Below are 25,560 nucleotides of genomic sequence, written 5' to 3' on the forward strand. Positions count from 1 at the left end.
TTTGGGCGGAACCTAGGTCCGCGCGCGCGGCAGTGCAAGCGTCAGACTGCCACAGCCGTCAACCGCGTTCCTTCCAGCGAACCATCTGGCGCAATATGCCGTGCAGCATCTGCACATCGGCACGGGTCAGCGGCATCCGCGACCACAGATTGCGCAGGTTCATCTGCATATTCGCAGCCTTGTGGTCTGGAAAGAAGAACCCCGCCTCATCCAGCCGTTCCTGATAATGATCGGCGAGCTTTTCAACCTCGACCTGAGACGCCCAATCGGCCAGCGCATCCACCCGCATTGGTGTCACCTCTGTCACGATCCGCCGCCATTCATAGCCCAAAAGCAAGACACATTGGGCAAGGTTCAGCGACGGAAATTCCGGGTTCACCGGCACCGAGATAATTGCATTGGCGCGCGCGATATCGTCATTCTCCATCCCGGCGCGTTCCGGGCCAAACATCACCGCGACCTTGCCGCCCGCCGCGATCCGCGCTTGGGCATCCTGCATCGCGGCCTCGGGCGAGAACACCGGTTTGGTCAGACCGCGCGGCCTTGCGGTGGTCGCATAGACGAAATCGCAATCGGCAATGGCGCTGGCAGTGTCATCGAACAACTGCGCCTCATCCAGCAACCGCCCCGCCCCGCTGGCCATCGCGACAGCGCGGCTGTTGGGCCAGCCATCGCGCGGCGCGATGACCCGCATCCGGTCCAGCCCGAAATTCCACATCGCGCGGGCCGCAGCCCCGATGTTTTCGCCCATCTGCGGGCGGATCAGAACAAAGGCGGGTTGAGGATCAGACAAAGGGAAAGGCTTTCTGGACAGGTTTTGCGCCTGATACGCGGCACCGGGGGCCAAGGCAAGCAAGGCATGGCCAAGCGCTGCGTTCCCCGCTAGAGATGGCAAAAGCTCAATGAACCGGAATGCCCCATGTCGGACGCCCAAGACACCCCGCAAATCTATCTGATCACCCCGACAGAATTTGACCTCGACACTTTCCCTGACAGGCTCGTTGCCTGTCTGGACAGCACCGAGGTCGGCTGCGTCCGCCTCGCGCTGGCGACCAAGGATGACAGTAAGATCGCGAAAGCCGCCGACGCCCTGCGCGCCGTGACACACGCCCGCGATGTGGCGCTTGTCATCGAAAGCCATGTGCTCATGGTGGACCGTCTGGGTTTGGACGGTGTGCATCTGCTCGATGCCGCGCGATCCGTCAAAACCATCCGCAAGGATCTGGGCCCTGACGCCATCGTCGGCGCATTTTGTGGCCAGTCGCGCCATGACGGGATGAATGCCGGTGAACTCGGCGCGGATTACGTCAGCTTCGGCCCGGTCGGTACCACGCCACTGGGTGACGGACGCACAGCCGAACTGGAACTTTTCGAATGGTGGTCCGCTATGATCGAAGTGCCGGTCGTCGCCGAAGGCGCGCTTGACCTTGCGCTGATCCGGCAACTCGCCCCGCATAGTGATTTCTTCGGCATCGGCGATGAAATCTGGCGCAGCGATGATCCGGCAGCGACGCTGGCCGAAATGCACAAGGCAATGGCTGGCTGACCCCTTCTTATTTCGGCAAATACTCCGGGGGGGATAGGGGGGCAGCGCCCCCCTCTGGCATCAACCCAGCCCGCACCTGATTTTCCAAGGCAAGCGCCAACCCCTTGCGATCCGCGAAATCGCGCACGGCAACAGGCGGGTGATAGATCACACAAACCTCGCCCTGCCGCTTGGCCGCCAAGGTTGCCAGCAGATGCGGGCCAAAGCCCATATCGCCCCACCAGCCATAGAACCGCGGATCGGCCCCCGCAGGCGCGCGGTAGCGGACCGTCACCGGCTGGACCTGCATCATGTCGCGCAAGGCCGGATCAAAGAAGGCCGCAAACAGCGTCGGTTTGAACGGCAGCACCTGCAAACCGTCGGTGGATGTGCCTTCAGGGAAAAATAACAGTTTATGCCCTGCTTGCAGGCGCGCCTTGAAAATGGCGATCTGATCCAATGTATCGCGCCGGTCGCGGCGGATGAAGACAGTGCCAGTCGCGCGGGCGAGCCAGCCGATGCCGGGCCAGCCTGCCACTTCGGACTTTGATACGAAGTAAATCCGTTTACGCGCGTTCAGCGCGAAAATATCCAGCCAGCTTGCGTGATTGGCGACAACCGCCCCCGGCCCGCGCATGGCTTTGCCCTGATTGCGAAAGCGAATGCCCAGCAGGATCAACGCCGTCCGGCAGACCCATTGCGTGATATGCGGCGTCAGCGGGCGGCGCAGGCCGTAAATCGGGCGCTCGATCAGGCGGATCAGCAACAAAAGCAGCAGCGCGCCGAAAACCAAGATCGCCAGCGGCACACCGCGGCGGATCACGCGCAGCCAGTCGCGCAGCCCCCGCGCCGGATGCAATGGTGCCGCTGCACCTTGCCAGGTCTTAGCCATTGCGCCGCGCCCGCGTGTAGATCTGGCGTTGCATGTCGCTGACGCCGGATGTCGGCAGGATCAGACAGACATCGGTGGTGTTAAAGGCGTGATCGACAAAGATGCCCTGCCCGACAACGCCGCCGATCCGCAGATAGGCCTTGATCAGCGCTGGCGTGGCGCGCAAGGCCGCGACCCTATCGATCTGTGCCTCGGGCATCAGGGTGAATTGCTGCGCGCCGTCGCCGATGGCCTGAACCCGCAACGATTCCGGTGCCAGATGGCGGTGGAACAGCAGGCTGAGCGGGGCCGCCAGCCGCGCCAGATCGGTGCCATGAAATGACGCCACGCCGAACAGGATATCGATGTTGTGGTCCTGCACGTAGATCGCCAGCGCCTGCCACAGATGCATCATCGCCATACCGCCCCGGTAATCCGGGTGCAGACAGGACCGGCCCAGTTCCAGCAGATTGAGCCCTGAATTTTTCAATGGTGACAGGTCATATTCCGTCTCGCAATAGAATTTGCCGGCCATCGTGGCGGCATCCTGCGGTAGCAGACGGTACACGCCGACAACCCGGTCATCTGCAGGCCGGGTCATATCGCGCAGGATCAGATGGGTGGCGATGTCGTCAAATTCGTCCTTTTCCAGCCGTGCCTGATGATCGACCAGCGGGCCATTGCCCCCCAGCTCTGAAACAAACACCAGATAACGCAGGCGCTGGGCGGCGCGCAATTCTGACTCGGTCCGGACAATGCCGACCTGAAAGCGCAATTCCTGCCCGCGAAGATCATAATCCGGCAAAGGTTTATCTCTCATATCGCTCATTAAGGAATAATTAACCTTTTTTGACACATATATTGAAACAATATGAAACGCATAGGTTGACAGATGTCACCATTGCTCTACTCAAAGTTGTAAAGATCTGTGTGTACGATTTCCAATGCGATATGGTTTCCATCGATGACGACCTTACCTGCCTCTGTGAAGTTCACGGTGATCCGGCCTGAAATGTTGGATTGCACCTGTCCCACACCCCAGTCGGGTTGTGTCGGGTGTCGCACCAGCAGCCCCGGTTCCAGAATGGCGTTTATCCCCAACATCAGTGTTTCCCTTCCAAGGAGCTTAGTCCATGCAGCCTGATCTGGCCACACTTGTCGGCTCGCGGATTTGCCACGACCTTATCAGCCCAATCGGGGCCATCGGCAATGGGTTAGAGCTATTGTCGCTGACCGATGGTGATACCGGCGCAGAAATGGCGCTGATCAGCGATTCTGTCGAAAATGCAAATGCAAGGATCCGGTTTTACCGTATCGCCTATGGTGCTGCGGGGGCCGACCAGATGCTGAGCAGCAATGAAGTTCTGTCGTTCATTTCGATCCTCGCGCGCGGTGGACGGTTCACCTATTTCTGGCAGGTGGCACAGGACCGGCCCCGCCGCGAAGTCCGCTGTGCCCTGCTGATGCTGCAATGTTTCGAAGCGGCAATGCCTGTCGGTGGCGATATCCATGTGCAATTTATCGATGACGCTTGGATGATCAGCGCCGAAAGCCTGCGGTTCAAGATTGATGAATGCCTCTGGGATCATCTGGCTGCAGGGCAACATTCTGCGGCCTATTCTGCGTCACAGGTCCAGTTTGCCTTGCTGCCCGGGTTTCTGGCCGAAGCAGGGCGGAGCCTGACGATCGAGATGGCGCAGGACCGGATCGTCGCGCGGTTTTGACAGGACAACAGGGGCGCTGCCCCTCGGCCCGGATCAAGTCCGGGCCTCACCCCGAAGTATTTTTGGAAAAAAGAAGAGGCTGGCGCGTCAGGCGCGCGTCGCGCCTTTGCCGGTCACAAGATATTTGAAACTGGTCAATTGTTCCGCACCCACCGGCCCACGGGCATGCATTTTTCCGGTGGCGATGCCGATTTCCGCACCCATGCCGAATTCACCGCCATCGGCAAATTGGGTGGAGACGTTGTGCATGAGGATCGCCGAATCCAGTTGCCCGAAGAAATAGGTGGCGGCCTGCGCATCCTCGGTAATGATCGCATCGGTGTGGTTTGATCCGTAGTGCCGGATATGGGCGATGGCGGCGTCCACGCCGTCCACCAGTTTGGCGGCACAGATCATGTCGAGGAATTCCTGCCCGAAATCATCTGCTTTGGCCTTGGTTGTGCCCGGGGTCTTGGCCAGATCGCCATCGGCGCGGACCTCGACCCCGGCTTTGACCAGCGCGTCGATCAGCAAGGACCCGTGTTGCGTATAGAACCGCCAGTCGATCAGCAGGCATTCCATCGCGCCGCAAATGCCGGTGCGACGGGTTTTGGCGTTCAGCACAATCTCGACCGCCATGGCGGGGTCGGCGGTCGCGCCGACATAGATGTGGCAGATGCCTTCGAGATGGGCAAAGACCGGCACCCGCGCCTCGCGCTGCACCAGTCCGACAAGGCCCTTGCCGCCGCGCGGCACGATGACGTCGATATAATCGGTCGCGGTCAGCATGGCGCTGACAGCAGCACGGTCACGGGTTGGCACAAGCTGGATCGCGGTTTCGGGCAGGCCTGCCTGTTTCAAGCCCGTTTGGAGGCATTTATGAATCGCGGTTGACGAGTGGAAACTCTCTGAACCGCCGCGCAGGATCACCGCATTGCCCGATTGCAGGCAAAGCGCACCGGCATCGGCGGTGACATTGGGGCGGCTTTCATAGATCACGCCGACCACGCCCAAAGGGGTACGTACCCGGCGGATATGGATGCCGCTCGGCATATCCCATTCGGCGATGACCTCGCCCACCGGGTTGTGCTGGGCGGCGACATTGCGCAGACCTTCGGCCATGGCGCGGATGCGCGGTTCGGTCAGGATCAGCCGGTCCATCATCGCGGGGGACAGGCCTTTTTCCTCGGCGTAAAACTGATCTTCAGCATTGGCGTCGAGGATTTGCATGATATTGTCGCAGATCGCATCGGCAGCACCGATCAGGGCGGCATATTTGCGTTCTGACCCGGTGGTCGCCAACACAGTGGCGGCAGCGCGGGCATCGGCACCGATCTTGTCCATCATCGCAGAAATTTCAGTCATATCAGATCCTTACAGCACCATATCATCGCGGTGGACCAAGGCGGCGCGGCCTTCATAGCCCAAAATACCGGGGATATCGGCAGACCTGTGGCCCATGATCTGCCGCGCCTCGGCGCTGGTATAGCGAGTCAGGCCTTGACCTAAAGGTTGCCCATTAGCATCGGCAATCGTGATCACCTCGCCCCGGCCAAAGCTGCCGCTGATCTGGGTCACACCGGCGGGCAAAAGGCTTTTGCCTGACAGCAGCGCCTGTCCGGCACCGGCATCGACGGTTACAATACCGCGCGGTTTCATCGCCGCGATCCAGCGTTTGCGCGCGGCTTGCGGGTCGGTCTGGGCGGTAAACCATGTGGCGCGCGCGCCACCAGCCAGAGCATTCAGCGGATGCAGACCCGTGCCAAGCGCAATGGCCATCGCACAACCGCCTTCGGTGGCGATCTTGGCAGCCATGATCTTCGTGATCATCCCGCCTTTCGACAGGGCCGAGCCGACATCACCGGCCATATTTTCAATCTCTGGCGTAATTTTATCTACAATCCCAAGATGTTGCGCCGTGGTGTCAATCTTAGGGTTGGCGGTGTAAAGCCCATCGACATCCGACAACAAGATGAGCTGATCCGCGCCAATCGTCACCGACACCTGGGCCGCCAGCCGGTCATTATCGCCATAGCGGATTTCATCGGTGGCGATCGTGTCGTTTTCATTCACGATCGGCACGACGCCGAACCCCAACATAGTTTCCATCGTTGCGCGGCTGTTCAGATAACGCCGACGATCTTGCGAATCTTCAAGCGTGACAAGCACTTGCCCCGCGATAATGCCATGCGGCGCGAGCGCCTGTTCATAGGCCCGCGCCAGCCGGATTTGTCCGACCGCCGCCGCCGCCTGTGATTGTTCCAGTGCCAAAGCCGCCTGCGGCAGACCCAGAACACCACGGCCCAAGGCGATGGACCCGGATGACACGAGGATCACCTGCGTCCCGCGCGCCTTGATCGCGGCGACATCCGCGGCGAGTGACGTTAACCAATCCTGCCGCAAAGCCCCCGTCGCGGCATCGACCAACAGGGCCGAGCCGATCTTGACCACCAGCCGTTTGGCATCTGTCAGGGACGCCATTCTTCGTTTTCCTCTTCCGCCGCCTCTGCGGTGCGGTGGCGCAGGCGGTTGTCGTCAATCTCGGCCCGCAGGGCGCGCAGGACATCGATGATGCCTTCGCGGCTGACGCCGGACATCAGCATCACCGGGCCAACGGCAACTTCGGCCAGTTCATCGCGCAGGAAATTGCGTTCTTCTTCGTCCAGGGCGTCGATCTTGTTCAGCACCGTGATCCGGGGCTTGTCGGCCAGATCGCCGCCATAAGCCTCCAATTCCTGAATGATCGTGATCAGATCGCCCGCCGGATCGCCGGAAGTGCCGTCGATCAGATGCAGCAGCACCGCGCAGCGTTCGACATGACCAAGGAACATATCGCCCAGGCCCCGCCCTTCGCTGGCACCGGCGATCAGGCCGGGGATATCGGCGACGACGAATTCGACCTCATCCACGCCGACGACGCCGAGGTTTGGCACCAGCGTGGTAAACGGATAATCGGCGACCTTGGGACGCGCGTTTGACGTGGCGGCCAGAAAGGTCGATTTCCCGGCATTGGGCATCCCCAAAAGACCAACATCGGCGATCAGTTTCAGCCGCAGCCAGATCGTGCGTTCAATCGCCTCCTGCCCCGGATTGGCGCGGCGCGGGGCCTGATTGGTCGCGGATTTGAAATGCAAATTGCCCCAGCCACCATTGCCGCCTTTGGCGATGACCACGCGTTGGCCGACCTCAGTCAGATCGGCGATGACGGTTTCTTCGTCCTCGTCGATGATCTCGGTCCCGACAGGCACGCGCAGAATCTTATCCTCGCCATCCTTGCCAGTGCGCTGGCTGCCCATGCCGTGCTGGCCGCTGCCTGCAAAGAAATGCTGCTGATAGCGGAAATCGATCAGCGTGTTCAGACCATCCACCGCCTCGACAATCACATCACCGCCATTGCCGCCGTCACCGCCATCCGGGCCGCCATATTCGATGAATTTTTCACGGCGGAACGAAATACAGCCCGCGCCGCCCGCGCCAGAGCGGATATAGACCTTGGCAAGATCGAGAAATTTCATGGTCTGGGGCCTTCCGGGGCTGTTCAGCGTCGCGATAGTCTATTGTGCCGCGCTTCTCAAGTCTTCCCAGTCTGCACGGCTCAACCGATAGTATTGCGACAGAACAGGAAGCCGCCGGGCGACGCTTTGTCCATAGCGGGTTTGCCAATGAACAAAGCCGCATTTGCGCAACACCTTGGCAGAGGCTGCATTATCCCACCAGATCGAGGCTGTCAGAAAGGGCCAGTCAAATTGCGCGAAGGCGTGATTGATCGCGTCACTGCAAGCGCGGGTCATGATGCCCTTGCCCTGCTCGCTCGGCGCCAGTTTATAGCCCAATATGCCCCGCGTCACCGCAACCGACCCAATCATCCGGTCATCGCGGCAAATGGCCCAGACGAAACCTGGCCCGCCATAGGCACGACAGCGCTGGCGCGTAAAATCAGGCGCGGCGGGCCATGGGAAACTGCCCAATTGCCGCACAACCGACCAATCGCTGACGATGGCGTGCATCGCATCGAAATCGCTGGCTTGCGGGGGGCGGTAGGTCAAGTCATGCATCGGGAGTCTGCTGCCATCTGCTGCGGGAATGAACTCAGCCGCGCCGTCTGCAAGGTCGGGACGGTCACTGCCCGGTTTTCAGCGTATAGGTCCATGTCGGCACTGTGGCACCACGCGAAACAGAAAACGCCTCTGCATCGCCCAGGTAATCGAAGCCACAGTTGGTCAATACACGGGCAGAGCCGGGATTGTCCTGAAACACCTCGGCAAAAATCCGTTCGGAGTGATGCGGATTGGCATTGATCAGCGCGCGCACGGCCTCTGACGCATAGCCTGTGTTCCAGAAGGCAGGCGCGATCCAGTAAAAGATTTCCGATTGCTTGCGGTCCATCCGTTCCAGACTGATCAAGCCCAAAGCCTCTGCATGGCCAAGGGCGGAGCCGTCGATGATCCAGATATCCTCGGTCCGGTCAGGGCGCAGGGCGCGGTCGATCATCGCCTCCACCGTGCCGGGGGGCAAAGGATGCGGCACAGAGCGCGTGCCGCGCGCAACGCGGTCGTCGCCTGCATACATGGCGATCAGGCCCGCATCGGATTTGCGGCATGGGCGCAGGATGAAGCGGTCCGACTGGACCACCTGCTGCACTGCTACTCCTTCGTGGATCATGTTTTCCCTCCTCGAAAACAAGCCGGTCTGGCGCTGTCTAACCCGCAGAAGTTGCGGATTTATGAACGAAAAAGGGGACCGGTTTACACCGATCCCCTCAAAATCTTGATTGAGATTTTCGGTTTACTCTGCGGCCTCCGCCACGGGGAGAACCGAAATAAAGGTGCGGCCTTTCAGACCGGTGTGAAATTTCACGGCGCCTTCTGTGGTTGCAAAGATCGTGTGATCCTTGCCCATGCCGACGCCCATGCCTGGCCACATCTTTGTGCCACGCTGGCGCATGATGATGTTGCCGGGAATGACGGCTTCGCCGCCGAATTTCTTCACACCAAGACGACGACCCGCAGAGTCGCGTCCGTTACGGGATGAACCGCCTGCTTTTTTATGTGCCATCTCGTCTCTCCTTAAGCTTTGGACAGCTCGGTCGCTTGTGCAACCCAGTCATCACGTTCCACACGGCCACCGAGAGAGAGTGTCTCCTCGTAGCCAGCGATATCTTCTTCACTCCACGCGGCGATCTGAGCGTAGGATGTGATGCCTGCTTCATGCAGCTTCTTTTCCAGCGCCGGGCCGACACCGGTGATTTTCTTCAGATCGTCACCATCGGTCGCGGCGGCCTTGGTTGCTGCCGATTTCTTTGGCGCGGCACCGGCCTTTGGTTTGGCAATGCCTTTGGGGTTCACGCGGGGCGTGATCACCATCTTGATGCCAGCACCGGACACAGCGGCCATGACGTCAGATTTGTCAGCGCCGGTTTCCAGAATGTCACCAATGCGGACCAGGGTCAGTTGCTGACGGTGGCCTTTCTTGCGCTGGCTGCCGTGCTTACGACGACGCTTGACGAAATTGACCGTCTTTTCGCCTTTGATCTGGTCAATGACTTCGGCCTGAACGCCGGCACCAGCCACCAAAGGCGCGCCAATGGTCGAACCGACCATCAGAATCTCGTTGAATTGAACTTTATCGCCAGCTTTTGCTGCCAGCTTTTCGACGCGCAATACATCGCCAGAGGCGACTTTATATTGCTTGCCGCCGGTTTTGAGAACCGCAAACATATGATCTTCCTTCATTTTCCGCGTCGCTGAGGCCCCGGTGTGATCCGGCGTTTGGTGCCTGTGGACTGCGCGCCCGTAGGCGTCATTTCGCACAAAGCCCGACAAAACCCTTGCCGGGATGCGGGCTTATCAGTCCAATGCCCCTGTAAGTCAAGCCAAAAGAAGGTGAAAAAAACCCATGCGCCCTGCCCTGCTGATCCCGCTGATCCTAGCCGCCTGCACCACCGACCCGAACAATCCGGGCCTGCCGGTCTTTACCCCACTGACCGCGATGACCGACCCCGGCTATGCGCAAAAGCGCGGGCAGGTCGAGATTATCGTCAAAAGCGAATATGACGCGATCCGCCGGGATATTGATGCGGGCGGCGGGCCGGTTCTGACGGCGGCTTTTGATGCGGCGGGTGTGCCACAGCAAGACCGCCCAACGCGGGTGATCCAGCTGCAATCGGACCGGGGTCTGTTCGATGTGAACCCCGGCGCCTTGGTCACCGCCTTGCTGGTCTATGGCGGTTAGAAACTGCCAACCGCTGAGTCGCGCTGCGCCACCAGATCCCAGAAGGCTTTGGATCGCGAGATATCCGTCGCCAGATCGGTGGGGATACCGCGCGCGATCATGCGATTGTAAAGATCCTGTGGAAAGCCGGGCGAGACCGAGGGCACGCTGACCATCGGGTTGATATCTGCCGGACGGCTGGCCGCATCTGCGGGGCATCCGCGTGTCGGGTCACCATTTGGCGCAAGGCCATCGGCCTGCAATTTGGCCACAGCCGCGAAATAGATCGCGCATTCGTTAAACACCAGGCGTTCCTGCCGCGGATCGCCCGTGGGCAAGGCCGGGTCAGCCGCCATTGGTGGCGTCTGTGCCCCACAGGCGGCCAAAAAACAAAGGGCGATAGCGGCGGGGAATTTCAGTTGCAATGACCTGCTCCTTCTTTTTGACTGACGGACAGCTTAACCGCTTTGCCCCCGATGCCAAGAGCGCCTAAAGCTCCTGCGCCATGATAAAGCCGGAAGCCGCCGACCCCAGATCATAGGACACCTGTTCGAACACCTGATCAAAGGCGGCGAATAAGGCCGCGGTCAGAACCTGCCCTTCCGGCGTCTGCATCGCATTGTTGAATTCGGTCAATTGCGCATCCGACAAAGGTTCGTAGGACAGCATCAGAAAGGCATAAAGCCATTCGGTGCTGCTGGCCCGGATGTCGGGTTCCTGCGCCCAGACATCATCAAGCAAGGTCTGTTCCGTCAGGCCAGGCAGGGTCGCGCCGCCCGACAATAGCCCCGTGACAAAGGCGTAATTGGAATTCAGCGCGCCGACCACATTGGCCTCAATCAGATCATTGGCGGCGATGAATTCATCAATCAGTTGAAAGCGTGGCGTGTCATCGCGCGCAGCCTCGGCCGCCAAATCCATGCTCGCGGCTTCCAAAGCGGGGTCCAGCATCGCCTCGCGCGCGGAAATTTCCAACAAGACAATCTGCTGACCCAGATCCGAGCGGTAAAATTCCAGCATTGGCGCGATATCCCTGCCGTCGAGTGCGGCCACAAAAGCGCTGCGCATCTCATCGGTCATGGTTTCGACATCATAGACCTGTGCCACAGCCTCGGCCCATCGCGGGGTCATGCCAGAGGGAAACATATCGCGCGCGATTGTATCGCCATAGGTCAATCCTTCGTCGCGCATGATGGTGATGATCTCCGGCAGACCCATCGCGTCAAACAGGGTATCGGCATCATCCTGCGCCCAAAGGGCGCTGGCCAAGGCAAGCGTGGCGATCACAGACAGACAGAGACGGCGCAACATGAACAATCCTTTCGTGATATGTCGTATCGGCGAGAAACATTATTTTTGCGTAAATGCCCAAGCAATTCTCGGTGACCGGCTTTTTGCCCCTTGCGTCCGCCCAGCGACCACATTATCTCGCCCCCACCGCGGAGAGGTGCCGGAGTGGTCGAACGGGGCGGTCTCGAAAACCGTTGTGGGTGCAAGCCCACCCAGGGTTCGAATCCCTGTCTCTCCGCCATTTTACCTTTTTATAAAACAAAATCAGCTACTTAGCGATTAACTTTGTGCTTGTTTTTATGCATGTTCGGCAAGTCGTTGATTTGGAAGGATAATCGACCAGACAAGCCGAAAGCGATCACACGAACGTGAAAGCTATTCAGTGCGCGAAAGCATGAGTTCCAAGACGGCGGCGAACTTCGGGTCGGGGTTGTTGACCTGATAAGTCCGGGGCGGGCCGCTGCGCTTCGCGATGGTGAAGCCGTCGATAAGCAGTTCGACGTTGGCAACCTGTGTCCAAGTGATCCGTTCGTTACGTTCGCCGCCTTCAAAGACAACGGCCTTGTCGGTGACAAGAAGCCGACCCCGTGCGGTCGCTTGCCATGACTTTTCCGTTCGGATGCTACCCGAACCGACGCGATGTTGCGCCGTCTTGGACCGCAAGAAGATTTTCCTTGGCGACAGGGCGATAACCAACGTCCGAAGCATTCAGCACTGGCAATGATGCCGAACTTGAACTTGTTAAAAGGGTTTGTTTCGCGCTTTCAACTTCGTTCGAATATGCGTTGCTTTGTTCAAGCTTGACCGCGTTTTTCTTATTTTCAGCCTTCACAGAGAAGACGACGAGAACGACGAACAAACCGCCGATAATAAAAACCCACTGGCGGCTTCGTCGGTCCCAATCTGACATCCCCCCAAAGGCTGACAAAGCGCGGTTTGTCAGCCTTGCGGCAGCAGCCCTTCCGGCAGGTTCTGGTAGCACACCGGCCGGAGGAACCTCCGGATTGACAGCGTCCCGACTGATGTCGCGCCGAAATTGGTCGAGGCTGGGTATGGCCCGCCATGCACCATGCTGTCGGCCACCTCCACCCCGGTCGGGAAGCCATTGGCCAGCACGCGGCCTGCCTTGCGTTCCAGCACCGGCATCAGCCCTTTCGCCTGCCCGATATCGCCGTCATCCAGATGCAGGGTACAGGTCAACTGCCCCTGCAGGGACCGCGCGATCTCGTCCATTTGGGCGGCATTGCGGGCGCGGATAATGAGGCCAAGCGGGCCGAACACCTCTTCCGCCAGTGTGTGATTGGCCAGCCAGATATCGGCGCTGACGTCATAAAGACCGGGATTGGCATTGCGCCCCGCGCTTTCAGCGGCCAGCAAAGCGGTCACACCCGCACTGCCTGCCACGACGTCACTGCCCTTGCGATAGGCGCTGGCGATGCCATCCGACAACATGACTTGCGCGCTGACCTCTTGCAACGCAACAGTTGCTGTCGCTGCGAAAGCATCGGCATCCGGACCGTCGATCAGGATCGCCAGGCCGGGATTGGTGCAGAACTGCCCTGCCCCCATAGTCAGACTGCCCGCCCAGCCTTTGGCAATCACCTCGCCGCGTGCGGCCAAGGCCTGCGGTAGGATGAACATCGGATTGACGCTGCCCAATTCGCCAAAGAACGGGATCGGCTCTGGCCGCGCGGCGCAAAGATCGAACAAGGCGCGCCCGCCGCGCAGTGACCCGGTAAAGCCGACAGCCTTGATCAGCGGATGCGTGACCAGCGCGCCACCCATCTCATGCGCGCCGCCTTGGATCAGCGAAAATACCCCGGCATCCAGCCCGCAGGCGGCAACAGCCGCCGTGATCGCATCGCCGACCAATTCGCCGGTACCTGGATGGCCCGGATGTCCCTTGGCCACAGCCGGGCAGCCAGCGGCCAGCGCCGCCGCCGTGTCACCCCCCGCCACCGAAAAGGCGAGCGGGAAATTCGACGCGCCGAACACCGCCACCGGGCCGATCGGGCGCTGCATCATCCGCAGTTCCGGCCGGGGCATCGGCTGGCGGTCGGGCAAGGCCGGGTCGTGGCGTTGATCCAGATAATCGCCCTTGCGAATATGATCCGCAAACAGGCGCAATTGCCCGGTGGTGCGGCCGCGTTCGCCAGTCAGCCGCGCCTCTGGCAGACCGGTTTCCTGCGCGCCGATTTCGGTGATCGCATCGCCGCGGGCGTCGATTTCTGCGGCGATCCGCTCCAGAAAATCCGCGCGCTGATCACGGCTGGTGGCGGCATAGCTTTCAAACGCGGCCTCTGCCGCCTCGGCGGCTTCGGCGACATAGGCGGGGGTGCCTTCGCTGAAGTCATGCGCCGGGCCATTGGCCGGGGTCGATGTGAAACGGGCGTCACTCTGAACGCGGGCACCGGCGATCAGATGCGCGCCATGTGGAATATGTGTCATAGTGTAGTCCTTTATTTGCCCCAGCGCAGGGCGATCAGATCGAGTTCACCGGCCAGATCCAGCAGGCGGGTCCGGGTCCGGTCGCTGAGCGGTTTCAGCGGGTGCCGGACGTAATCGGATTTGATCACGCCACCAGCCTGCATCACGGTCTTGGCCGCGCGCAACCCACATTGCCGGTTTTCATGATTGATCAGCGGCAAGCAGCGTTTCCATTGATCCAGCGCCGCATCCGTATCACCGGCGCGATATTGCGTCACGATGGGCCGGATCTGTTCGGGCAGCAAGGCCGATGTCATCGTCCCGGTGCAACCGGCATCCAGATCGGCCAGCAATGTCACCGCCTCTTCGCCGTCGAAGGGCCCGACGATATCATCACCGCCCGCCGCGATCAGCGCGGCGAGTTTGTCGGCGGCAAAGGGCATTTCCAGCTTGAAATAGCTGACCTGTTCCAGTTCCCGCGCCATCCGGGTCAGGAACGGTACCGTCAGCTGACAGCCCGACAAAGGCGCATCCTGCACCATGATCGGGATGTTGATCGCCTCTGAAATGGCCTGAAAATGTTCGAAAATCACCGGCTCCGGCGGCACGATCCCGACGCCATGATAGGGCGGCATCACCATCACCATCGCCGCCCCCAGCGCCTGTGCATCGCGGGCGCGTTTGACGGTGATGTGGGTGGCAAAATGGCTGATCGTCACGATCACCGGCACCCTTCCTGCCACATGCTCCAGCGACAGCCGCATCAGATCGGCGCGTTCGTCATCGGACAGCACGAATTGTTCGGAGTAATTCGCCAGAATGCAGATCGCATCGACGCCTTGGTCGATCAGACAATCCAGCACCCGGCGCATACCGTCATGATCGACGGTGCCATCGGCGTGAAACGGGGTTGGGGCGACCGGCAGGATACCAGTTAAGGGCGTTTTCATCACAAATCCTCAGAATTCAAAAGGGTCAACAAGAACGCGGTCACCGATCACGAAACAATCGGTGACAAGGTCCATCGGGCGGGTATCGAGTTCCGACTGGCCTGCGCGAACAAGCTCCGCCATGCGGGCATAAAGCCGGGGATATTCCCCGCTCAACGCGGCCTCGGGGGCGGCCTGTGCGGCGCCGTCAATCGTCATATCAGCACCGCCATTGTGCAAGGCCAGCGTGCCGGCATCGGTCACAATCTCGATCGTCCATGTTTGCGGGCCTTCCTGACGCCAGTCGAAATCAGCGCTGATATTGTCGGAAAATGCCAGCTGGGCGGCAATCGGCGTGTCCCGGTTGGCCGGGATTTCTAGCCGCGCCTGCAACAGATGCACCGGATCAGGCAAAATCTCGGTCAGGATCGACAGGGCGTTGATGCCGGGGTCAAAGACGCCCATGCCGCCGGTCTCGAACACCCAATCCTGGCCGGGGTGCCATTTGCGGACATCCTCACGCCAGGTAATCTGGCCTGAGAGCACCTTTTTTCCAGCGAGCCAGGCTTTGGCAGGCTCCACCATTCGCGCCTCGCGGCTGTGCCATGTGGCGAAGATACCAACGCGGGCGCGCCGCGCGGTTTCGGCCAGCACCTCGCAGGCTGACAGCGTTGCAGCGGGCGGTTTTTCCAGCATGACATAGCGGCCTGCGCGCAGTGCCGTCAGCGCATAATCCGTCCGCGCCACCGGCGGCAGGCAGAGCGATACCACGCGGATATCGCTGCGTGCGTCCAACATTTCTGCCAGATCGGCGAAGGCTTCGACGCCGTCCACACTGCCGTTGCGCGAAACCGTGGCGACCAGATCCCAATCGGGCGAGGCCTGCAAAGCAGGCACATGCTGGTCCAGCGCGATCTTTCCTATTCCGACCAATGCAATTTTCATCAATGCGAATCCCGGCCAACCGGCGCGCCACGGCAGCCTTTGAGGAACCCCAGATCAGCGCCGGTATCAGCGCCTTCCACATGCTGGCGGTGCAGCCAGGCATATCCTGTATTTTCCTGCCCCGCCGGTGGTTGCCATTTTGCCAGACGCGCCGCCAGTTCGGCCTCTGACACATCCAGATGCAACCGGCGTTCGGCAACATCCAGCGTGATCATATCGCCGTTTTGCACCACCGCCAGCGGACCACCGGCCGCCGCCTCTGGCGCGGTATGCAGCACCACGGTGCCATAGGCAGTGCCCGACATCCGCGCATCCGAAATCCGGACCATATCGGTGATGCCTTTCTTGAGGATCTTCGGCGGCAGACCCATATTGCCGACCTCGGCCATACCGGGATAACCCTTTGGCCCGCAGTTTTTCAGCACCAGCACGCAGGTTTCGTCGACATCCAGATCGGGATCATTGATCCGGGCTTTGTAATCATCGATATCCTCGAACACGACAGCGCGGCCCTTGTGTTGCAACAGATGCGGCGAGGCGGCTGATGGTTTCAGCACCGCTCCCGCTGGGGCCAGATTGCCGCGCAGAACGACGATCCCGCCTTGGGCGGTCAGTGCCTTTTCCACCGGCAGGATCACGTCCTCATTATGGTTTTCGACATGGCGCAGTTCATCCGCCACCGGCCCGCCGGACACTGTCAGCGCATTTTCATGCAGCATCCCCGCCTCCATCAGGCGGCGCATGACGACGGGCAGACCACCGGCGTAGAAAAACTCCTCCATCAGATATTTGCCCGATGGCATCAGATTGACGATTGTGGGCACATCGCGCCCGCAACGATCCCAGTCATCCAGCGTCAGATCGATACCGACGCGGCCCGCGATGGCCAGCAGATGGATCACCGCATTGGTAGAGCCACCGATGGCGGCATTGGTGCGGATCGCGTTTTCAAAGGCGTCTTTGGTCATCACATCGGATGGTTTCAGATCATCCTTGACCATCTGCACAATCCGGCGGCCCGACAATTGCGCCATCACCCGGCGGCGACTGTCCACGGCAGGGATTGCAGCATTGCCGGACAAAGCCATGCCAAGCGCCTCGGCCATGCTGGCCATCGTGCTGGCGGTGCCCATCGTATTGCAGGACCCGGGCGAGCGGGACATCGACGCTTCAGCCTCCAGAAACGCCTCTGGCGTCATCTCGCCGGCTTTGACCGCCTCGGAAAACTTCCACAGATGCGTGCCAGAGCCGACACGTTCACCCCGGAAATAACCGTTCAGCATCGGCCCGCCGCTGACCACGATGGACGGCAGGTCCGTCGAAGCGGCCGCCATCAGCAGGCTCGGCGTGGTCTTGTCACAGCCCGCCAGCAGCACACAGCCATCCATCGGCAGACCGCGCATCTGCTCCTCGATCGCCATCGCGGCCAGATTGCGGAACATCATCGCCGTCGGGCGAAAGCCGGATTCCGACGCCGAAAATGCGGGCACTTCTACCGGCAGGCCACCGGCCTCGTAAATCCCGGCGCGGACCTTTTGCGCCAGATCGGCCAGATGCGCATTGCAGGGCGTGAGTTCCGACCAGGTGTTCATGATCGCGATCACCGGGCGGCCATCGAACATATCATGTGGGATGCCCTGATTTTTCATCCAGCCGCGGTGGTAAATCTGGTCGCGGCCGGTGCCGCCGAACCATTCCTGTGTGCGCAGCTTGCGGGGCCAGATTGCGGGGGTAAATGCCATATCTTTGATCCTGCCTATGCGCTAAACGCGTTTGCTTTTGTTGTAGACGTCGAAGATCACAGCGGCGAGCAACACCAGACCCTTGATCATCTGCTGGTAATCAATACCGATCCCCATCAGGGACATGCCATTGTTTAGCACCCCCATCAGGAAGGCCCCGACCACGGCGCCGACGATCTTGCCCACGCCACCCGACATTGACGCACCGCCGATAAAGGCCGCTGCGATCACGTCGAGTTCCAGCGCGAAACCCGCCTTGGGTGTCGCCGTATTCAGCCGCGCGGCAAAGACCAGACCCGCCGCCGCCGCCAGCACGCCCATATTGGTAAAGGCCAGAAAGGTCAGACGTTCGGTCTTGATCCCGGACAACCGTGCCGCCTTCACATTGCCACCCACGGCATAGATCTGCCGCCCAATCACCGTGTTTTCGGTCAGGAAAGCATAGATGATCGTCAGCACACCCATGGTTAGCAGCACATTTGGCAGACCCCGGAAACTGGCAAGCTTGTAGGTGATGAAAATCAGCGCGGCCGCGACGACCGTATTGCGGATGACAAAGAAGGTGAAAGGTTCTTCCTCGGTTCCATATTGGCGGTTGCTCGCACGTTTGCGCAGGCCGAGTGTCACGATGGCACCCGCCGCGACAATGCCCGCCACAATCGCCAGCACGTTGACAGCGCGCGCACCAAACAGCGCGGCCAAGCCCAAGCCCCAGCTTTCGGGAAACGGATCAGCGATAAAGCCCGTTGCGATGACCTGAAATTCGCGCGGGAACGGGCCGATGGATTGCCCTTGCAGCAGCCACAAAGACAGGCCACGAAACACCAGCATACCCGCCAAGGTCACGATGAACGATGGAATCTGCCAATAGGCGATCCAATAGCCTTGCACCGCGCCGATGACACCGCCGGTGATCAGGCAGATCACCACCGCCGGGAACAGCGGCATGCCCATCGACACGATCAGCACCGCCGCCAGCGCGCCCACAAAGCCCATGACCGATCCGACCGACAGATCGATATGACCCGCGACGATGACGATCAGCATCCCCAGCGCCATGATGATGATATAGCTGTTCTGCAACAACAGGTTGGTGATATTCACCGGGCGCAGCAAAGTGCCGTTGGTGGTGATCTGAAAGAACACCATCACCGCGATCAGCGCCAGCAACAGGCCATATTCGCGCAGGTGATTGACCAGATAGGTTTTCATATCGGTGCCGGGGCGTGCAGTTTCGGTTATGTCGGTCATGCCGTGCTTCTTTCTGTATGGGTGACGATCATCGACATGATGCTTTCCTGACTGGCCTCTGCGGCTGTCAGTTCGCCCATGAATCGTCCTTCGTTCATCACGTAAATCCGGTCGCACATGCCCAGAAGTTCCGGCATCTCGGATGAAATCATCACGACGCCTTTGCCTTGGGCGGACAGATCATTGATCAGCCCGTAGATTTCAAACTTGGCCCCGACATCGATACCGCGGGTCGGTTCATCGAGGATCAACACCTCTGGCCCCGAGAAAAGCCATTTCGACAGGACGACCTTTTGCTGATTGCCGCCTGACAGGTTCATCACCTTCTGAAACACGCTGGGCGCACGGATATTCATGCTTTTGCGATAGGTCTCGGCGACCTGCGTCTCGCGCGCTTCGTTCAGCAAGCCATTACGCGCAACGGCGTTCAGATTGGCCAGCGTGATATTGCGCTGAATTGAATCGTCAAGGATCAGCCCAAGCGATTTGCGGTCTTCGGTTACATAGGCCAGCCCTGCGGCAATCGCTTCGCTGACATTGCGCAGGCGGACAGGTTCACCGCGCATCCTGACCTCGCCCTGAATATCGCGGCCGTAGGAGCGGCCGAAAATGCTCATCGCCAGTTCCGTGCGCCCTGCCCCCATCAGCCCGGCAATGCCGACTACCTCGCCTTCGCGGATGTTGAAGGATACATCACGGATGGCAAAGCGTTCGGGGAAATCGGGATGCCGCACGGTCCAGTTATCGATCTCCATCAACATCGGCCCGGCGCGGCGCGGACGATCAGGATAGCGCGCCGCCATATCGCGGCCCACCATGTCGCGCACGATGCGGGCTTCGGTAATCTCGTCTTTGTCGGCATGCATCGTGGACACAGTCGCACCATCGCGGATGACGGTGATCGTATCGGCGACCCTGCGGATTTCGTTCAGCTTATGGCTGATGATGATCTGTGTCACACCGCTGGCCTTGAGTTCCAGCATCAGGTCCAGCAGCGCGGCACTGTCGGATTCCGACAAGGCGGCGGTCGGTTCATCAAGGATCAGCAGGCGCACATCCTTGGCCAGCGCCTTGGCGATTTCGACCAATTGCTGTTTGCCGACGCCCAGCTTTTCAACCCGGGCCGTGGGCGCATCGCTCAGCCCGACACGGGCCAGCAGATCACGGGTGCGGCTTGTGGTTTCATGCCAGTTGATGCAGCCTTTCACCGCGATCTCATTACCCAGAAACAGGTTTTCTGCGATGGACAAAAGCGGCACCAAAGCCAGTTCCTGATGGATGATGATGATCCCGCGCGCTTCGCTGTCCTGAATCGACTTAAACTCGGCCAGCGCGCCGTCATAATGGATTTCACCCTCATAGCTGCCTGCGGGATAAACTCCGGACAGGACCTTCATCAGGGTGGATTTTCCGGCACCGTTTTCGCCGACAACGGCGTGAATTTCACCTTCGGTGACCGATATCGACACATCATCCAGTGCTTTCACACCCGGAAAAGTCTTTGATATCGCGCGCATTTCAAGCAGGGGCTGCATGTTCTTGGCCTTTTGCCAGCGGGGGGCAGTCTGCGCGACAGGCGCGCAGACCTTCCATTTCAGATGTCAGTGATGTGCGGGATTACTGCAGTTGCTCTGCGGTGTAATAGCCCGACCCGACCAGGACTTCTTCCCAGTTGGAGTCATCGACCGACACAGGCTCCAGCAAATAGCTTGGGACCACAAGTTCACCATTGTCATAGGTTTCGGTGTCGTTGATTTCAGGTTCCGACCCGGACAACAGCGCATCCACCATGCCCACGGTCACGCGGGCCAGCTCGCGGGTGTCCTTGAACACGGTCGAATATTGCTCGCCGGCCTGAATGGATTTGATCGACGGGACTTCCGCATCCTGACCGGAAACGATGGGCATCGGCAGATCGCCGGACCCGTAACCCACACCTTTCAGCGAAGACAGAATACCGATCGACAGACCATCATAAGGCGACAGCACACCATGCACCTGATCTTCGGTGTAATGGGCCGACAGCAGGTTATCCATCCGGGCCTGCGCCACAGCACCATCCCAACGCAATGTGCCGACCGTATCCATGCCCATCTGGCCGGATTTGATCACGACATCGCCCGCATCAATCGCTGGCTGCAGGATCGACATCGCGCCATCATAGAAGAAATAGGCATTGTTATCGTCAGGCGAGCCACCGAACAATTCCACATTGTAAGGGCCTTCGCCAAAGCGTTCTTCGAGCCCGGCCATCAGCGATGAGGCTTGTTGCACACCGACCTGAAAGTTATCGAAAGTCGCATAATAGCTGACATACGGGCTGTCGCGGATCAGCCGGTCATAGGCGATCACCTCGACGCCGGCGAAATGGGCGTTTTCCAACGCGTTCGACAGGGTCGTGCCGTCAATCGCGGCGATGACCAGCACGTTGACACCATTGGTCACCATGTTTTCGATCTGGGCCAGCTGGTTGGGAATGTCATCTTCGGCATATTGCAGGATCGTGTCGTAACCGGCTTCTTCGAACTGGGCGACCATTGCCTGCCCGTCCGAGATCCAGCGTGCGGATGATTGTGTTGGCATCGCGATGCCGATCAGACCTTCGGCCATAGCACCCGTGGCCAGACCCGCCCCGATCACGGAGGCGGTTATCAATTTCAATGTCATGTCGTGCTCCTCCCAGAGACCTGCTGCGACCCGGTTACACTCATATCAGATGGGGCAGCGTCGATAGGGATAAGAAGAATTGACATGCGTATCAAATCATAAGATTGATAAAAAGCATTACATAAATGGTATGACGTTCATGTCTTTGGCCCGATTCAAACCCTCTGCCCTGCGTCTGCTGTTGCGGGTCGCCGAAACCGGCAAGCTGCAACTGGCGGCAGAGATGTTAGCCATCTCGCAGCCCGCCGCATCACGTATCCTGGCCGAAGTCGAAACCGAAATCGGCGCCCCGATCTTTGAACGCCTGCCGCGTGGCATGTTGCCCACCGATCTGGGCACCTCTGTGCTGCGGCGCTGTGCCCGAATTCTCGCCGCATATGAGGATATGGACGGTGAAATCAGCCGCTTGCGCAGCGGTCAGGCGGGCAAAGTGCGGATCGGTGCGGTCACCGGCCCCGCTGTCGGCTATGTCATGCCCGCCCTGCGCCGGATCTGGGCAGAGGCCCCCGATATCGAGGCGACCGTGCATGTCGCCCCTTCCGTCGATCTGGTGCGCGGGCTGGAAGAACGGCATTTCGATTTCATCATCGCACGCCTGCCCATCGGCCATGACGCGACTGATCTGGACCTCACCCCCGCCCGCAGCGAACGCGTGGCCTTGCTGGTGCGCCGGGCCCATCCGCTGGCAGGTCAGCCCGGCTGCAGCATGGCCGATCTGCGCGGCCATGAATGGGTGATGCAGGAACGCGGTGCGCCGATCCGGCAGGCGGTCGAAAACGCCTTTTCCCGCGCCGGTCTTGGCCTGCCGGGACGGGTGATCAACAGCTCTTCCCTGCTGGTCGCGCTGGCCGCCTTGTCGCAAGGCGATGCGATCACCCCGCAAGCGCAGGAAGTTGTGGATCTTCTGACACATGAGCATCTTGGCATGGGGCTGGTCACCTTGGATGTGGCCCCTGATATCATGGTGGAACCCTATTTCATCATCCGCCACCGGCACCATACCGCCACGCCTGCTGTCGCACAGGTCTATCAGCATGTGCTGGCGCATCTCTGACGCCGGTTATCGCGGCTGCAGTGTCGCTGCCGGGGCTGGACATCAGGCCCTGCGCGGTCAGGATCAGAGGACCCAATCGCGCAGGAGAATCCGATGTCCACCGACCCTTTGTTGCAGCCTTACCAGCTTAAACATCTGACCCTGCGCAACCGGATCATGACCACCAGCCATGAACCTGCCTATCCCGAAGACGGGATGCCGAAAGAACGCTACGCCGCCTATCATGCCGAACGCGCCAAGGCCGGTGTCGCGCTGACGATGACCGCCGGGTCAGCGGCCGTGTCGCGCGACAGCCCGCCGGTGTTTAACAACATCCTCGCCTATAAGGATGAGGTCGTGCCGTGGATCAGGCAATTGACCGATGCCTGCCATGATCACGGCTGCGCGGTGATGATCCAACTGACGCATCTGGGCCGGCGTACTGGCTGGGCCAAGGGCGACTGGCTGCCTTCCGTCTCCTCCTCGCGGCACCGGGAACCGGCGCATCGCGCCTTCCCGAAACTGGCAGAGGATTGGGATATCGCGCGCATCATCAGCGACTTTGCCGATGCGACCGAAAGGATGCAGGCTGGCGGCATGGACGGGATCGAATTGCAGGTCTACGGTCATCTGCTGGATCAGTTCTGGTCACCGCTGAGCAATGATCTGGACGGGCCTTACGGCGGGCAAAGCCTCGACAGCCGGATGCAATTGTTGCTGGACGTGCTGGCGGCCTGCCGCAAACGCGTGGGCAATGATTTCATCATCGGCCTGCGCTACACGGCGGATGAGGCGGCAGCGGGCGGCATCACGCCTGAAGAAGGCATCGCGATCTCCAAACGTCTGGCCGCGACCGGCATGGTCGATTTCCTCAACGTGATCCGGGGGCGCATTCATACTGATCCGGCGATGACCGATGTCATCCCGGTGCAGGGGATGAAAAGCGCCCCGCATCTGGATTTCGCCGGTGCGGTGAAACAGGCGACCGGCCTGCCCACATTCCACGCCGCCCGCATCCCCGATGTGGCGACAGCGCGGCATGCCATTCAGGCGGGTCTCTTGGATATGGTCGGCATGACTCGCGCCCATATGGCCGACCCGCATGTCGTGCGGAAAATCATCGCAGGGCGCGAGGATGACATCCGCCCCTGCGTCGGGGCCACCTATTGTCTCGACCGGATCTATCAGGCGGGCGAGGCTTTGTGCATCCACAACCCGGCCACCGGCCGCGAATTGACGATGCCGCATGATATCCCGCCCGCCCCCGCAGCGCTCAAGGTTGTGGTCATCGGCGCAGGACCGGCAGGGTTGGAGGCCGCACGCGTTGCCGCCGCGCGCGGGCATGAGGTGACCGTATTCGAGGCACAATCCGACCCCGGCGGTCAGATCCGCCTAACGGCACAGAACCCGCGCCGGCGCGAAATGATCGGCATCATCGACTGGCGGATGTCACAATGCGCCGCGCGCGACGTGACGTTCCATTTCAACACCTGGGCCGAGGCGGATGATATCACCGCCCTGACCCCTGATGTGGTCATCGTGGCGACGGGCGGCCTGCCCAATCTGCAACTCTTCGAAACAAAACAGGATCAGACGCTGGCAGTCAGCGCCTGGGACATCATCTCTGGCGATGTGAAACCGGGACAGGATGTGCTGATCTATGACGAAAGCGGCGACCACCCCGGCCTGATGGCGGCAGAGGTGGCGGCGAATGCAGGCGCATCAGTCGAGGTGATGACACCCGACCGCACCTTCGCCCCCGATATCATGGGCATGAACCTTGTGCCCTATATACGCGCCTTGCAGGACAAGGATGTCACTTTCACTGTCACCCGCCGCCTGTTGGATATCACGCGCGACGGCAACCGGCTGCGGGCGACAATCGGCACGGATTACAGCGGTTTCACATCAGAAAAGACCTATGACCAGATCGTGGTCAATTACGGGACCCTGCCGCTGGATGATCTCTATTTCGACCTCAAGCCGCTGTCATCCAATCGGGGCGAGGTTGATCACGACGCACTGATCGCAGGCCAGAAGCAAAGTATCAAAACCAACCCGACCGGCACATTCCAATTGTTCCGGATCGGAGATGCGGTCAGCGCCCGCAATACCCATGCCGCAATTTACGATGCACTTCGTCTGGTAAAGGACATCTGACCATCTTCAGAATAAAAGTATCCCCGCGCTGCGCGCATCGGGACAAGTAAGGTGGATGTCAATCCACCTTACCTACACCTTATACGACGGAAGGTGCTGAAACGCTTCTTTCAAAGCATCGCCCCAACCGTTTGAAATCGCCTGATAAACCTCGTCATCTTCATCAATGCGGATGGTCCGGCCAGCGGCAAAACTGTCCTTCTCATAGATCTGCAAATCAAACGGCAACCCGACCGACAGGTTCGATTTCACCGTGGAATCAAACGACACCAGCAGCAATTTCACCGCGTCTTCATAGCTCATGTCAGCATCATAGGCGCGCACAAGGATCGGTTTGCCATATTTCGTTTCACCGATCTGGAAAAACGGCGTGTCATGGGTGATTTCGATGAAATTCCCCTCGGGGTAAATCAGGAAAATCGTCGGCAAGCCGCCCTTGATCTGGCCACCCACCACGACAGAGGCAGAAAATTGTTCCGCCGATTGCTGCGCGCTTTGGGCACTATCGGCAATCACCTCTTTCAGCGTGGCCCCGACAAGGCGGGCCACCTGAAACATCGTCTTTTCGCGCAGGATGCTGGGATCGCGATCCTCGGTCGTGACCGATCGTTCGCGCAACAGGCTGACCATCGCCTGCGTGGTGGCAAGATTGCCCGCCGTCATCAGCGTGATCATCCGCTCATTGGGCACATGCCAATGGAACATCTTCTTGCTTGTCGAAAAATTGTCAACGCCCGCATTGGTGCGGGTATCCGACATGAACACAAGCCCACGGTTGAGCTGCATTCCAATACAATATGTCATGGC

27 protein-coding genes and 1 tRNA gene are annotated in these 25,560 nt (G+C 60.0%); 6 read left to right on the forward strand and 22 right to left on the reverse strand.

Going from position 1 to position 25,560, the window contains the following annotated elements:
* Positions 1-58 precede the first annotated feature (58 nt).
* Positions 59-793 (reverse strand): RNA methyltransferase, encoded by a 735-nt coding sequence (locus VOY09_RS02510; RefSeq protein ID WP_322892461.1) that lies wholly within the window; start codon positions 791-793, stop codon positions 59-61.
* 126 nt (positions 794-919) lie between these two features.
* Here VOY09_RS02510 and VOY09_RS02515 point away from each other — a divergent pair, with 126 nt between their 5' ends.
* The gene (locus VOY09_RS02515; protein WP_322892460.1) at positions 920-1,546 is read left to right on the forward strand and encodes a thiamine phosphate synthase; all 627 of its coding nucleotides are present in this window, start codon (positions 920-922) and stop codon (positions 1,544-1,546) included.
* A gap of 7 nt (positions 1,547-1,553) precedes the next feature.
* Here VOY09_RS02515 and VOY09_RS02520 read toward each other — a convergent pair whose 3' ends face one another.
* From VOY09_RS02520 to VOY09_RS02530, 3 genes are all read right to left on the reverse strand, one after another.
* Positions 1,554-2,417, reverse strand: coding sequence for a lysophospholipid acyltransferase family protein (locus VOY09_RS02520; protein ID WP_322892459.1), 864 nt, complete (start codon positions 2,415-2,417; stop codon positions 1,554-1,556).
* A complete protein-coding gene (locus VOY09_RS02525; protein ID WP_322892458.1) occupies positions 2,410-3,225 on the reverse strand; it encodes a GNAT family N-acetyltransferase in 816 nt (271 codons plus the stop codon). The genes VOY09_RS02520 and VOY09_RS02525 overlap by 8 nt, the downstream gene beginning before the upstream one ends.
* A 77-nt stretch (positions 3,226-3,302) precedes the next feature.
* A complete protein-coding gene (locus tag VOY09_RS02530) occupies positions 3,303-3,500 on the reverse strand; it encodes a DUF3553 domain-containing protein (RefSeq protein ID WP_322892457.1) in 198 nt (65 codons plus the stop codon).
* A gap of 29 nt (positions 3,501-3,529) precedes the next feature.
* On the opposite strand from VOY09_RS02530, the gene VOY09_RS02535 reads away from it, so the two are divergent.
* Positions 3,530-4,120 carry a histidine phosphotransferase family protein gene (locus VOY09_RS02535; protein WP_322892456.1) on the forward strand — a complete coding sequence of 197 codons (591 nt, stop codon included), beginning with the start codon at positions 3,530-3,532 and terminating at the stop codon, positions 4,118-4,120.
* Positions 4,121-4,207: 87 nt separating this feature from the next.
* Here VOY09_RS02535 and VOY09_RS02540 read toward each other — a convergent pair whose 3' ends face one another.
* From VOY09_RS02540 to VOY09_RS02570, 7 genes are all read right to left on the reverse strand, one after another.
* Complete coding sequence (locus VOY09_RS02540) at positions 4,208-5,464, reverse strand: glutamate-5-semialdehyde dehydrogenase (protein ID WP_322892455.1); 1,257 nt, start codon at positions 5,462-5,464, stop codon at positions 4,208-4,210.
* A gap of 9 nt (positions 5,465-5,473) precedes the next feature.
* Positions 5,474-6,580 carry a glutamate 5-kinase gene (gene proB, locus VOY09_RS02545; protein ID WP_322892454.1) on the reverse strand — a complete coding sequence of 369 codons (1,107 nt, stop codon included), beginning with the start codon at positions 6,578-6,580 and terminating at the stop codon, positions 5,474-5,476.
* A complete protein-coding gene (obgE, locus tag VOY09_RS02550) occupies positions 6,568-7,614 on the reverse strand; it encodes a GTPase ObgE (RefSeq protein ID WP_322892453.1) in 1,047 nt (348 codons plus the stop codon). Before obgE ends, proB begins: the two co-directional genes overlap by 13 nt.
* 39 nt (positions 7,615-7,653) lie before the next feature.
* Complete coding sequence (locus VOY09_RS02555; RefSeq protein WP_322892452.1) at positions 7,654-8,154, reverse strand: GNAT family N-acetyltransferase; 501 nt, start codon at positions 8,152-8,154, stop codon at positions 7,654-7,656.
* Between the two features lie 64 nt (positions 8,155-8,218).
* On the reverse strand, positions 8,219-8,761 hold the full coding sequence (locus tag VOY09_RS02560; RefSeq protein WP_322892451.1) for a GNAT family N-acetyltransferase: 543 nt from the start codon (positions 8,759-8,761) through the stop codon (positions 8,219-8,221).
* Positions 8,762-8,884: 123 nt separating this feature from the next.
* On the reverse strand, positions 8,885-9,154 hold the full coding sequence (gene rpmA / locus VOY09_RS02565; RefSeq protein ID WP_322892450.1) for a 50S ribosomal protein L27: 270 nt from the start codon (positions 9,152-9,154) through the stop codon (positions 8,885-8,887).
* Between the two features lie 11 nt (positions 9,155-9,165).
* A complete protein-coding gene (locus VOY09_RS02570; protein ID WP_322892449.1) occupies positions 9,166-9,816 on the reverse strand; it encodes a 50S ribosomal protein L21 in 651 nt (216 codons plus the stop codon).
* Between the two features lie 178 nt (positions 9,817-9,994).
* Here VOY09_RS02570 and VOY09_RS02575 point away from each other — a divergent pair, with 178 nt between their 5' ends.
* Entirely contained in the window at positions 9,995-10,330 is a 336-nt protein-coding gene (locus VOY09_RS02575; RefSeq protein ID WP_322892448.1) for a hypothetical protein, read from the forward strand.
* Here the strand turns inward: VOY09_RS02575 and VOY09_RS02580 are convergent.
* Both VOY09_RS02580 and VOY09_RS02585 read right to left on the reverse strand, forming a co-directional pair.
* Entirely contained in the window at positions 10,327-10,734 is a 408-nt protein-coding gene (locus VOY09_RS02580) for a hypothetical protein (protein ID WP_322892447.1), read from the reverse strand. The genes VOY09_RS02575 and VOY09_RS02580 overlap by 4 nt on opposite strands.
* A gap of 64 nt (positions 10,735-10,798) precedes the next feature.
* On the reverse strand, positions 10,799-11,620 hold the full coding sequence (locus VOY09_RS02585) for a DUF2059 domain-containing protein (RefSeq protein ID WP_322892446.1): 822 nt from the start codon (positions 11,618-11,620) through the stop codon (positions 10,799-10,801).
* A 130-nt stretch (positions 11,621-11,750) separates the two neighbouring features.
* Between VOY09_RS02585 and VOY09_RS02590 the strand changes: the two genes are divergently transcribed.
* Positions 11,751-11,840, forward strand: a tRNA-Ser gene (locus tag VOY09_RS02590).
* Positions 11,841-11,974: 134 nt separating this feature from the next.
* On the opposite strand, the gene VOY09_RS02595 is transcribed toward VOY09_RS02590, so the two are convergent.
* From VOY09_RS02595 to chvE, 8 genes are all read right to left on the reverse strand, one after another.
* Complete coding sequence (locus VOY09_RS02595) at positions 11,975-12,295, reverse strand: hypothetical protein (RefSeq protein ID WP_322892445.1); 321 nt, start codon at positions 12,293-12,295, stop codon at positions 11,975-11,977.
* Positions 12,296-12,538: 243 nt separating this feature from the next.
* On the reverse strand, positions 12,539-14,047 hold the full coding sequence (locus tag VOY09_RS02600) for an aldehyde dehydrogenase (NADP(+)) (RefSeq protein ID WP_322892444.1): 1,509 nt from the start codon (positions 14,045-14,047) through the stop codon (positions 12,539-12,541).
* 11 nt (positions 14,048-14,058) lie between these two features.
* Entirely contained in the window at positions 14,059-14,976 is a 918-nt protein-coding gene (locus VOY09_RS02605) for a dihydrodipicolinate synthase family protein (RefSeq protein ID WP_322892443.1), read from the reverse strand.
* Between the two features lie 9 nt (positions 14,977-14,985).
* Complete coding sequence (locus VOY09_RS02610; RefSeq protein ID WP_322892442.1) at positions 14,986-15,900, reverse strand: Gfo/Idh/MocA family oxidoreductase; 915 nt, start codon at positions 15,898-15,900, stop codon at positions 14,986-14,988.
* The gene (araD, locus tag VOY09_RS02615; protein ID WP_322892441.1) at positions 15,900-17,642 is read right to left on the reverse strand and encodes an L-arabinonate dehydratase; all 1,743 of its coding nucleotides are present in this window, start codon (positions 17,640-17,642) and stop codon (positions 15,900-15,902) included. Before araD ends, VOY09_RS02610 begins: the two co-directional genes overlap by 1 nt.
* Before the next feature lie 21 nt (positions 17,643-17,663).
* Positions 17,664-18,893, reverse strand: coding sequence for a multiple monosaccharide ABC transporter permease (gene mmsB / locus VOY09_RS02620; RefSeq protein ID WP_322892440.1), 1,230 nt, complete (start codon positions 18,891-18,893; stop codon positions 17,664-17,666).
* Positions 18,890-20,428 (reverse strand): multiple monosaccharide ABC transporter ATP-binding protein, encoded by a 1,539-nt coding sequence (gene mmsA, locus VOY09_RS02625; protein ID WP_322892439.1) that lies wholly within the window; start codon positions 20,426-20,428, stop codon positions 18,890-18,892. Before mmsA ends, mmsB begins: the two co-directional genes overlap by 4 nt.
* Positions 20,429-20,510: 82 nt before the next feature.
* Entirely contained in the window at positions 20,511-21,560 is a 1,050-nt protein-coding gene (chvE, locus tag VOY09_RS02630; RefSeq protein ID WP_322892438.1) for a multiple monosaccharide ABC transporter substrate-binding protein, read from the reverse strand.
* Between the two features lie 139 nt (positions 21,561-21,699).
* On the opposite strand from chvE, the gene VOY09_RS02635 reads away from it, so the two are divergent.
* Entirely contained in the window at positions 21,700-22,614 is a 915-nt protein-coding gene (locus VOY09_RS02635; RefSeq protein ID WP_322892437.1) for a LysR family transcriptional regulator, read from the forward strand.
* Between the two features lie 93 nt (positions 22,615-22,707).
* The gene (locus VOY09_RS02640; RefSeq protein WP_322892436.1) at positions 22,708-24,753 is read left to right on the forward strand and encodes an NADH:flavin oxidoreductase; all 2,046 of its coding nucleotides are present in this window, start codon (positions 22,708-22,710) and stop codon (positions 24,751-24,753) included.
* Between the two features lie 72 nt (positions 24,754-24,825).
* Here VOY09_RS02640 and VOY09_RS02645 read toward each other — a convergent pair whose 3' ends face one another.
* Positions 24,826-25,557, reverse strand: coding sequence for a peptidase (locus VOY09_RS02645; RefSeq protein ID WP_322892435.1), 732 nt, complete (start codon positions 25,555-25,557; stop codon positions 24,826-24,828).
* Positions 25,558-25,560 lie beyond the last annotated feature (3 nt).

The organism is Yoonia sp. 67-2 (assembly GCF_035117555.1).
GTDB lineage: Bacteria > Pseudomonadota > Alphaproteobacteria > Rhodobacterales > Rhodobacteraceae > Yoonia.

Excerpts from the sequence above, each read along its gene's own strand:
- VOY09_RS02635 (WP_322892437.1), top strand. The coding sequence starts at position 21,700 with ATGTCTTTGGCCCGATTCAAACCCTCTGCCCTGCGTCTGCTGTTGCGG.
- chvE (WP_322892438.1), bottom strand. The coding sequence starts at position 21,560 with ATGACATTGAAATTGATAACCGCCTCCGTGATCGGGGCGGGTCTGGCC.
- araD (WP_322892441.1), bottom strand. The coding sequence starts at position 17,642 with ATGGCATTTACCCCCGCAATCTGGCCCCGCAAGCTGCGCACACAGGAA.
- VOY09_RS02610 (WP_322892442.1), bottom strand. The coding sequence starts at position 15,900 with ATGAAAATTGCATTGGTCGGAATAGGAAAGATCGCGCTGGACCAGCAT.
- VOY09_RS02535 (WP_322892456.1), top strand. The coding sequence starts at position 3,530 with ATGCAGCCTGATCTGGCCACACTTGTCGGCTCGCGGATTTGCCACGAC.
- mmsB (WP_322892440.1), bottom strand. The coding sequence starts at position 18,893 with ATGACCGACATAACCGAAACTGCACGCCCCGGCACCGATATGAAAACC.
- VOY09_RS02640 (WP_322892436.1), top strand. The coding sequence starts at position 22,708 with ATGTCCACCGACCCTTTGTTGCAGCCTTACCAGCTTAAACATCTGACC.
- VOY09_RS02570 (WP_322892449.1), bottom strand. The coding sequence starts at position 9,816 with ATGTTTGCGGTTCTCAAAACCGGCGGCAAGCAATATAAAGTCGCCTCT.
- VOY09_RS02645 (WP_322892435.1), bottom strand. The coding sequence starts at position 25,557 with ATGACATATTGTATTGGAATGCAGCTCAACCGTGGGCTTGTGTTCATG.
- mmsA (WP_322892439.1), bottom strand. The coding sequence starts at position 20,428 with ATGCAGCCCCTGCTTGAAATGCGCGCGATATCAAAGACTTTTCCGGGT.
- VOY09_RS02540 (WP_322892455.1), bottom strand. The coding sequence starts at position 5,464 with ATGACTGAAATTTCTGCGATGATGGACAAGATCGGTGCCGATGCCCGC.
- VOY09_RS02515 (WP_322892460.1), top strand. The coding sequence starts at position 920 with ATGTCGGACGCCCAAGACACCCCGCAAATCTATCTGATCACCCCGACA.
- VOY09_RS02575 (WP_322892448.1), top strand. The coding sequence starts at position 9,995 with ATGCGCCCTGCCCTGCTGATCCCGCTGATCCTAGCCGCCTGCACCACC.
- VOY09_RS02560 (WP_322892451.1), bottom strand. The coding sequence starts at position 8,761 with ATGATCCACGAAGGAGTAGCAGTGCAGCAGGTGGTCCAGTCGGACCGC.
- VOY09_RS02555 (WP_322892452.1), bottom strand. The coding sequence starts at position 8,154 with ATGCATGACTTGACCTACCGCCCCCCGCAAGCCAGCGATTTCGATGCG.
- VOY09_RS02585 (WP_322892446.1), bottom strand. The coding sequence starts at position 11,620 with ATGTTGCGCCGTCTCTGTCTGTCTGTGATCGCCACGCTTGCCTTGGCC.
- VOY09_RS02520 (WP_322892459.1), bottom strand. The coding sequence starts at position 2,417 with ATGGCTAAGACCTGGCAAGGTGCAGCGGCACCATTGCATCCGGCGCGG.
- obgE (WP_322892453.1), bottom strand. The coding sequence starts at position 7,614 with ATGAAATTTCTCGATCTTGCCAAGGTCTATATCCGCTCTGGCGCGGGC.
- VOY09_RS02530 (WP_322892457.1), bottom strand. The coding sequence starts at position 3,500 with ATGTTGGGGATAAACGCCATTCTGGAACCGGGGCTGCTGGTGCGACAC.
- proB (WP_322892454.1), bottom strand. The coding sequence starts at position 6,580 with ATGGCGTCCCTGACAGATGCCAAACGGCTGGTGGTCAAGATCGGCTCG.
- VOY09_RS02525 (WP_322892458.1), bottom strand. The coding sequence starts at position 3,225 with ATGAGCGATATGAGAGATAAACCTTTGCCGGATTATGATCTTCGCGGG.
- VOY09_RS02605 (WP_322892443.1), bottom strand. The coding sequence starts at position 14,976 with ATGAAAACGCCCTTAACTGGTATCCTGCCGGTCGCCCCAACCCCGTTT.
- VOY09_RS02600 (WP_322892444.1), bottom strand. The coding sequence starts at position 14,047 with ATGACACATATTCCACATGGCGCGCATCTGATCGCCGGTGCCCGCGTT.
- rpmA (WP_322892450.1), bottom strand. The coding sequence starts at position 9,154 with ATGGCACATAAAAAAGCAGGCGGTTCATCCCGTAACGGACGCGACTCT.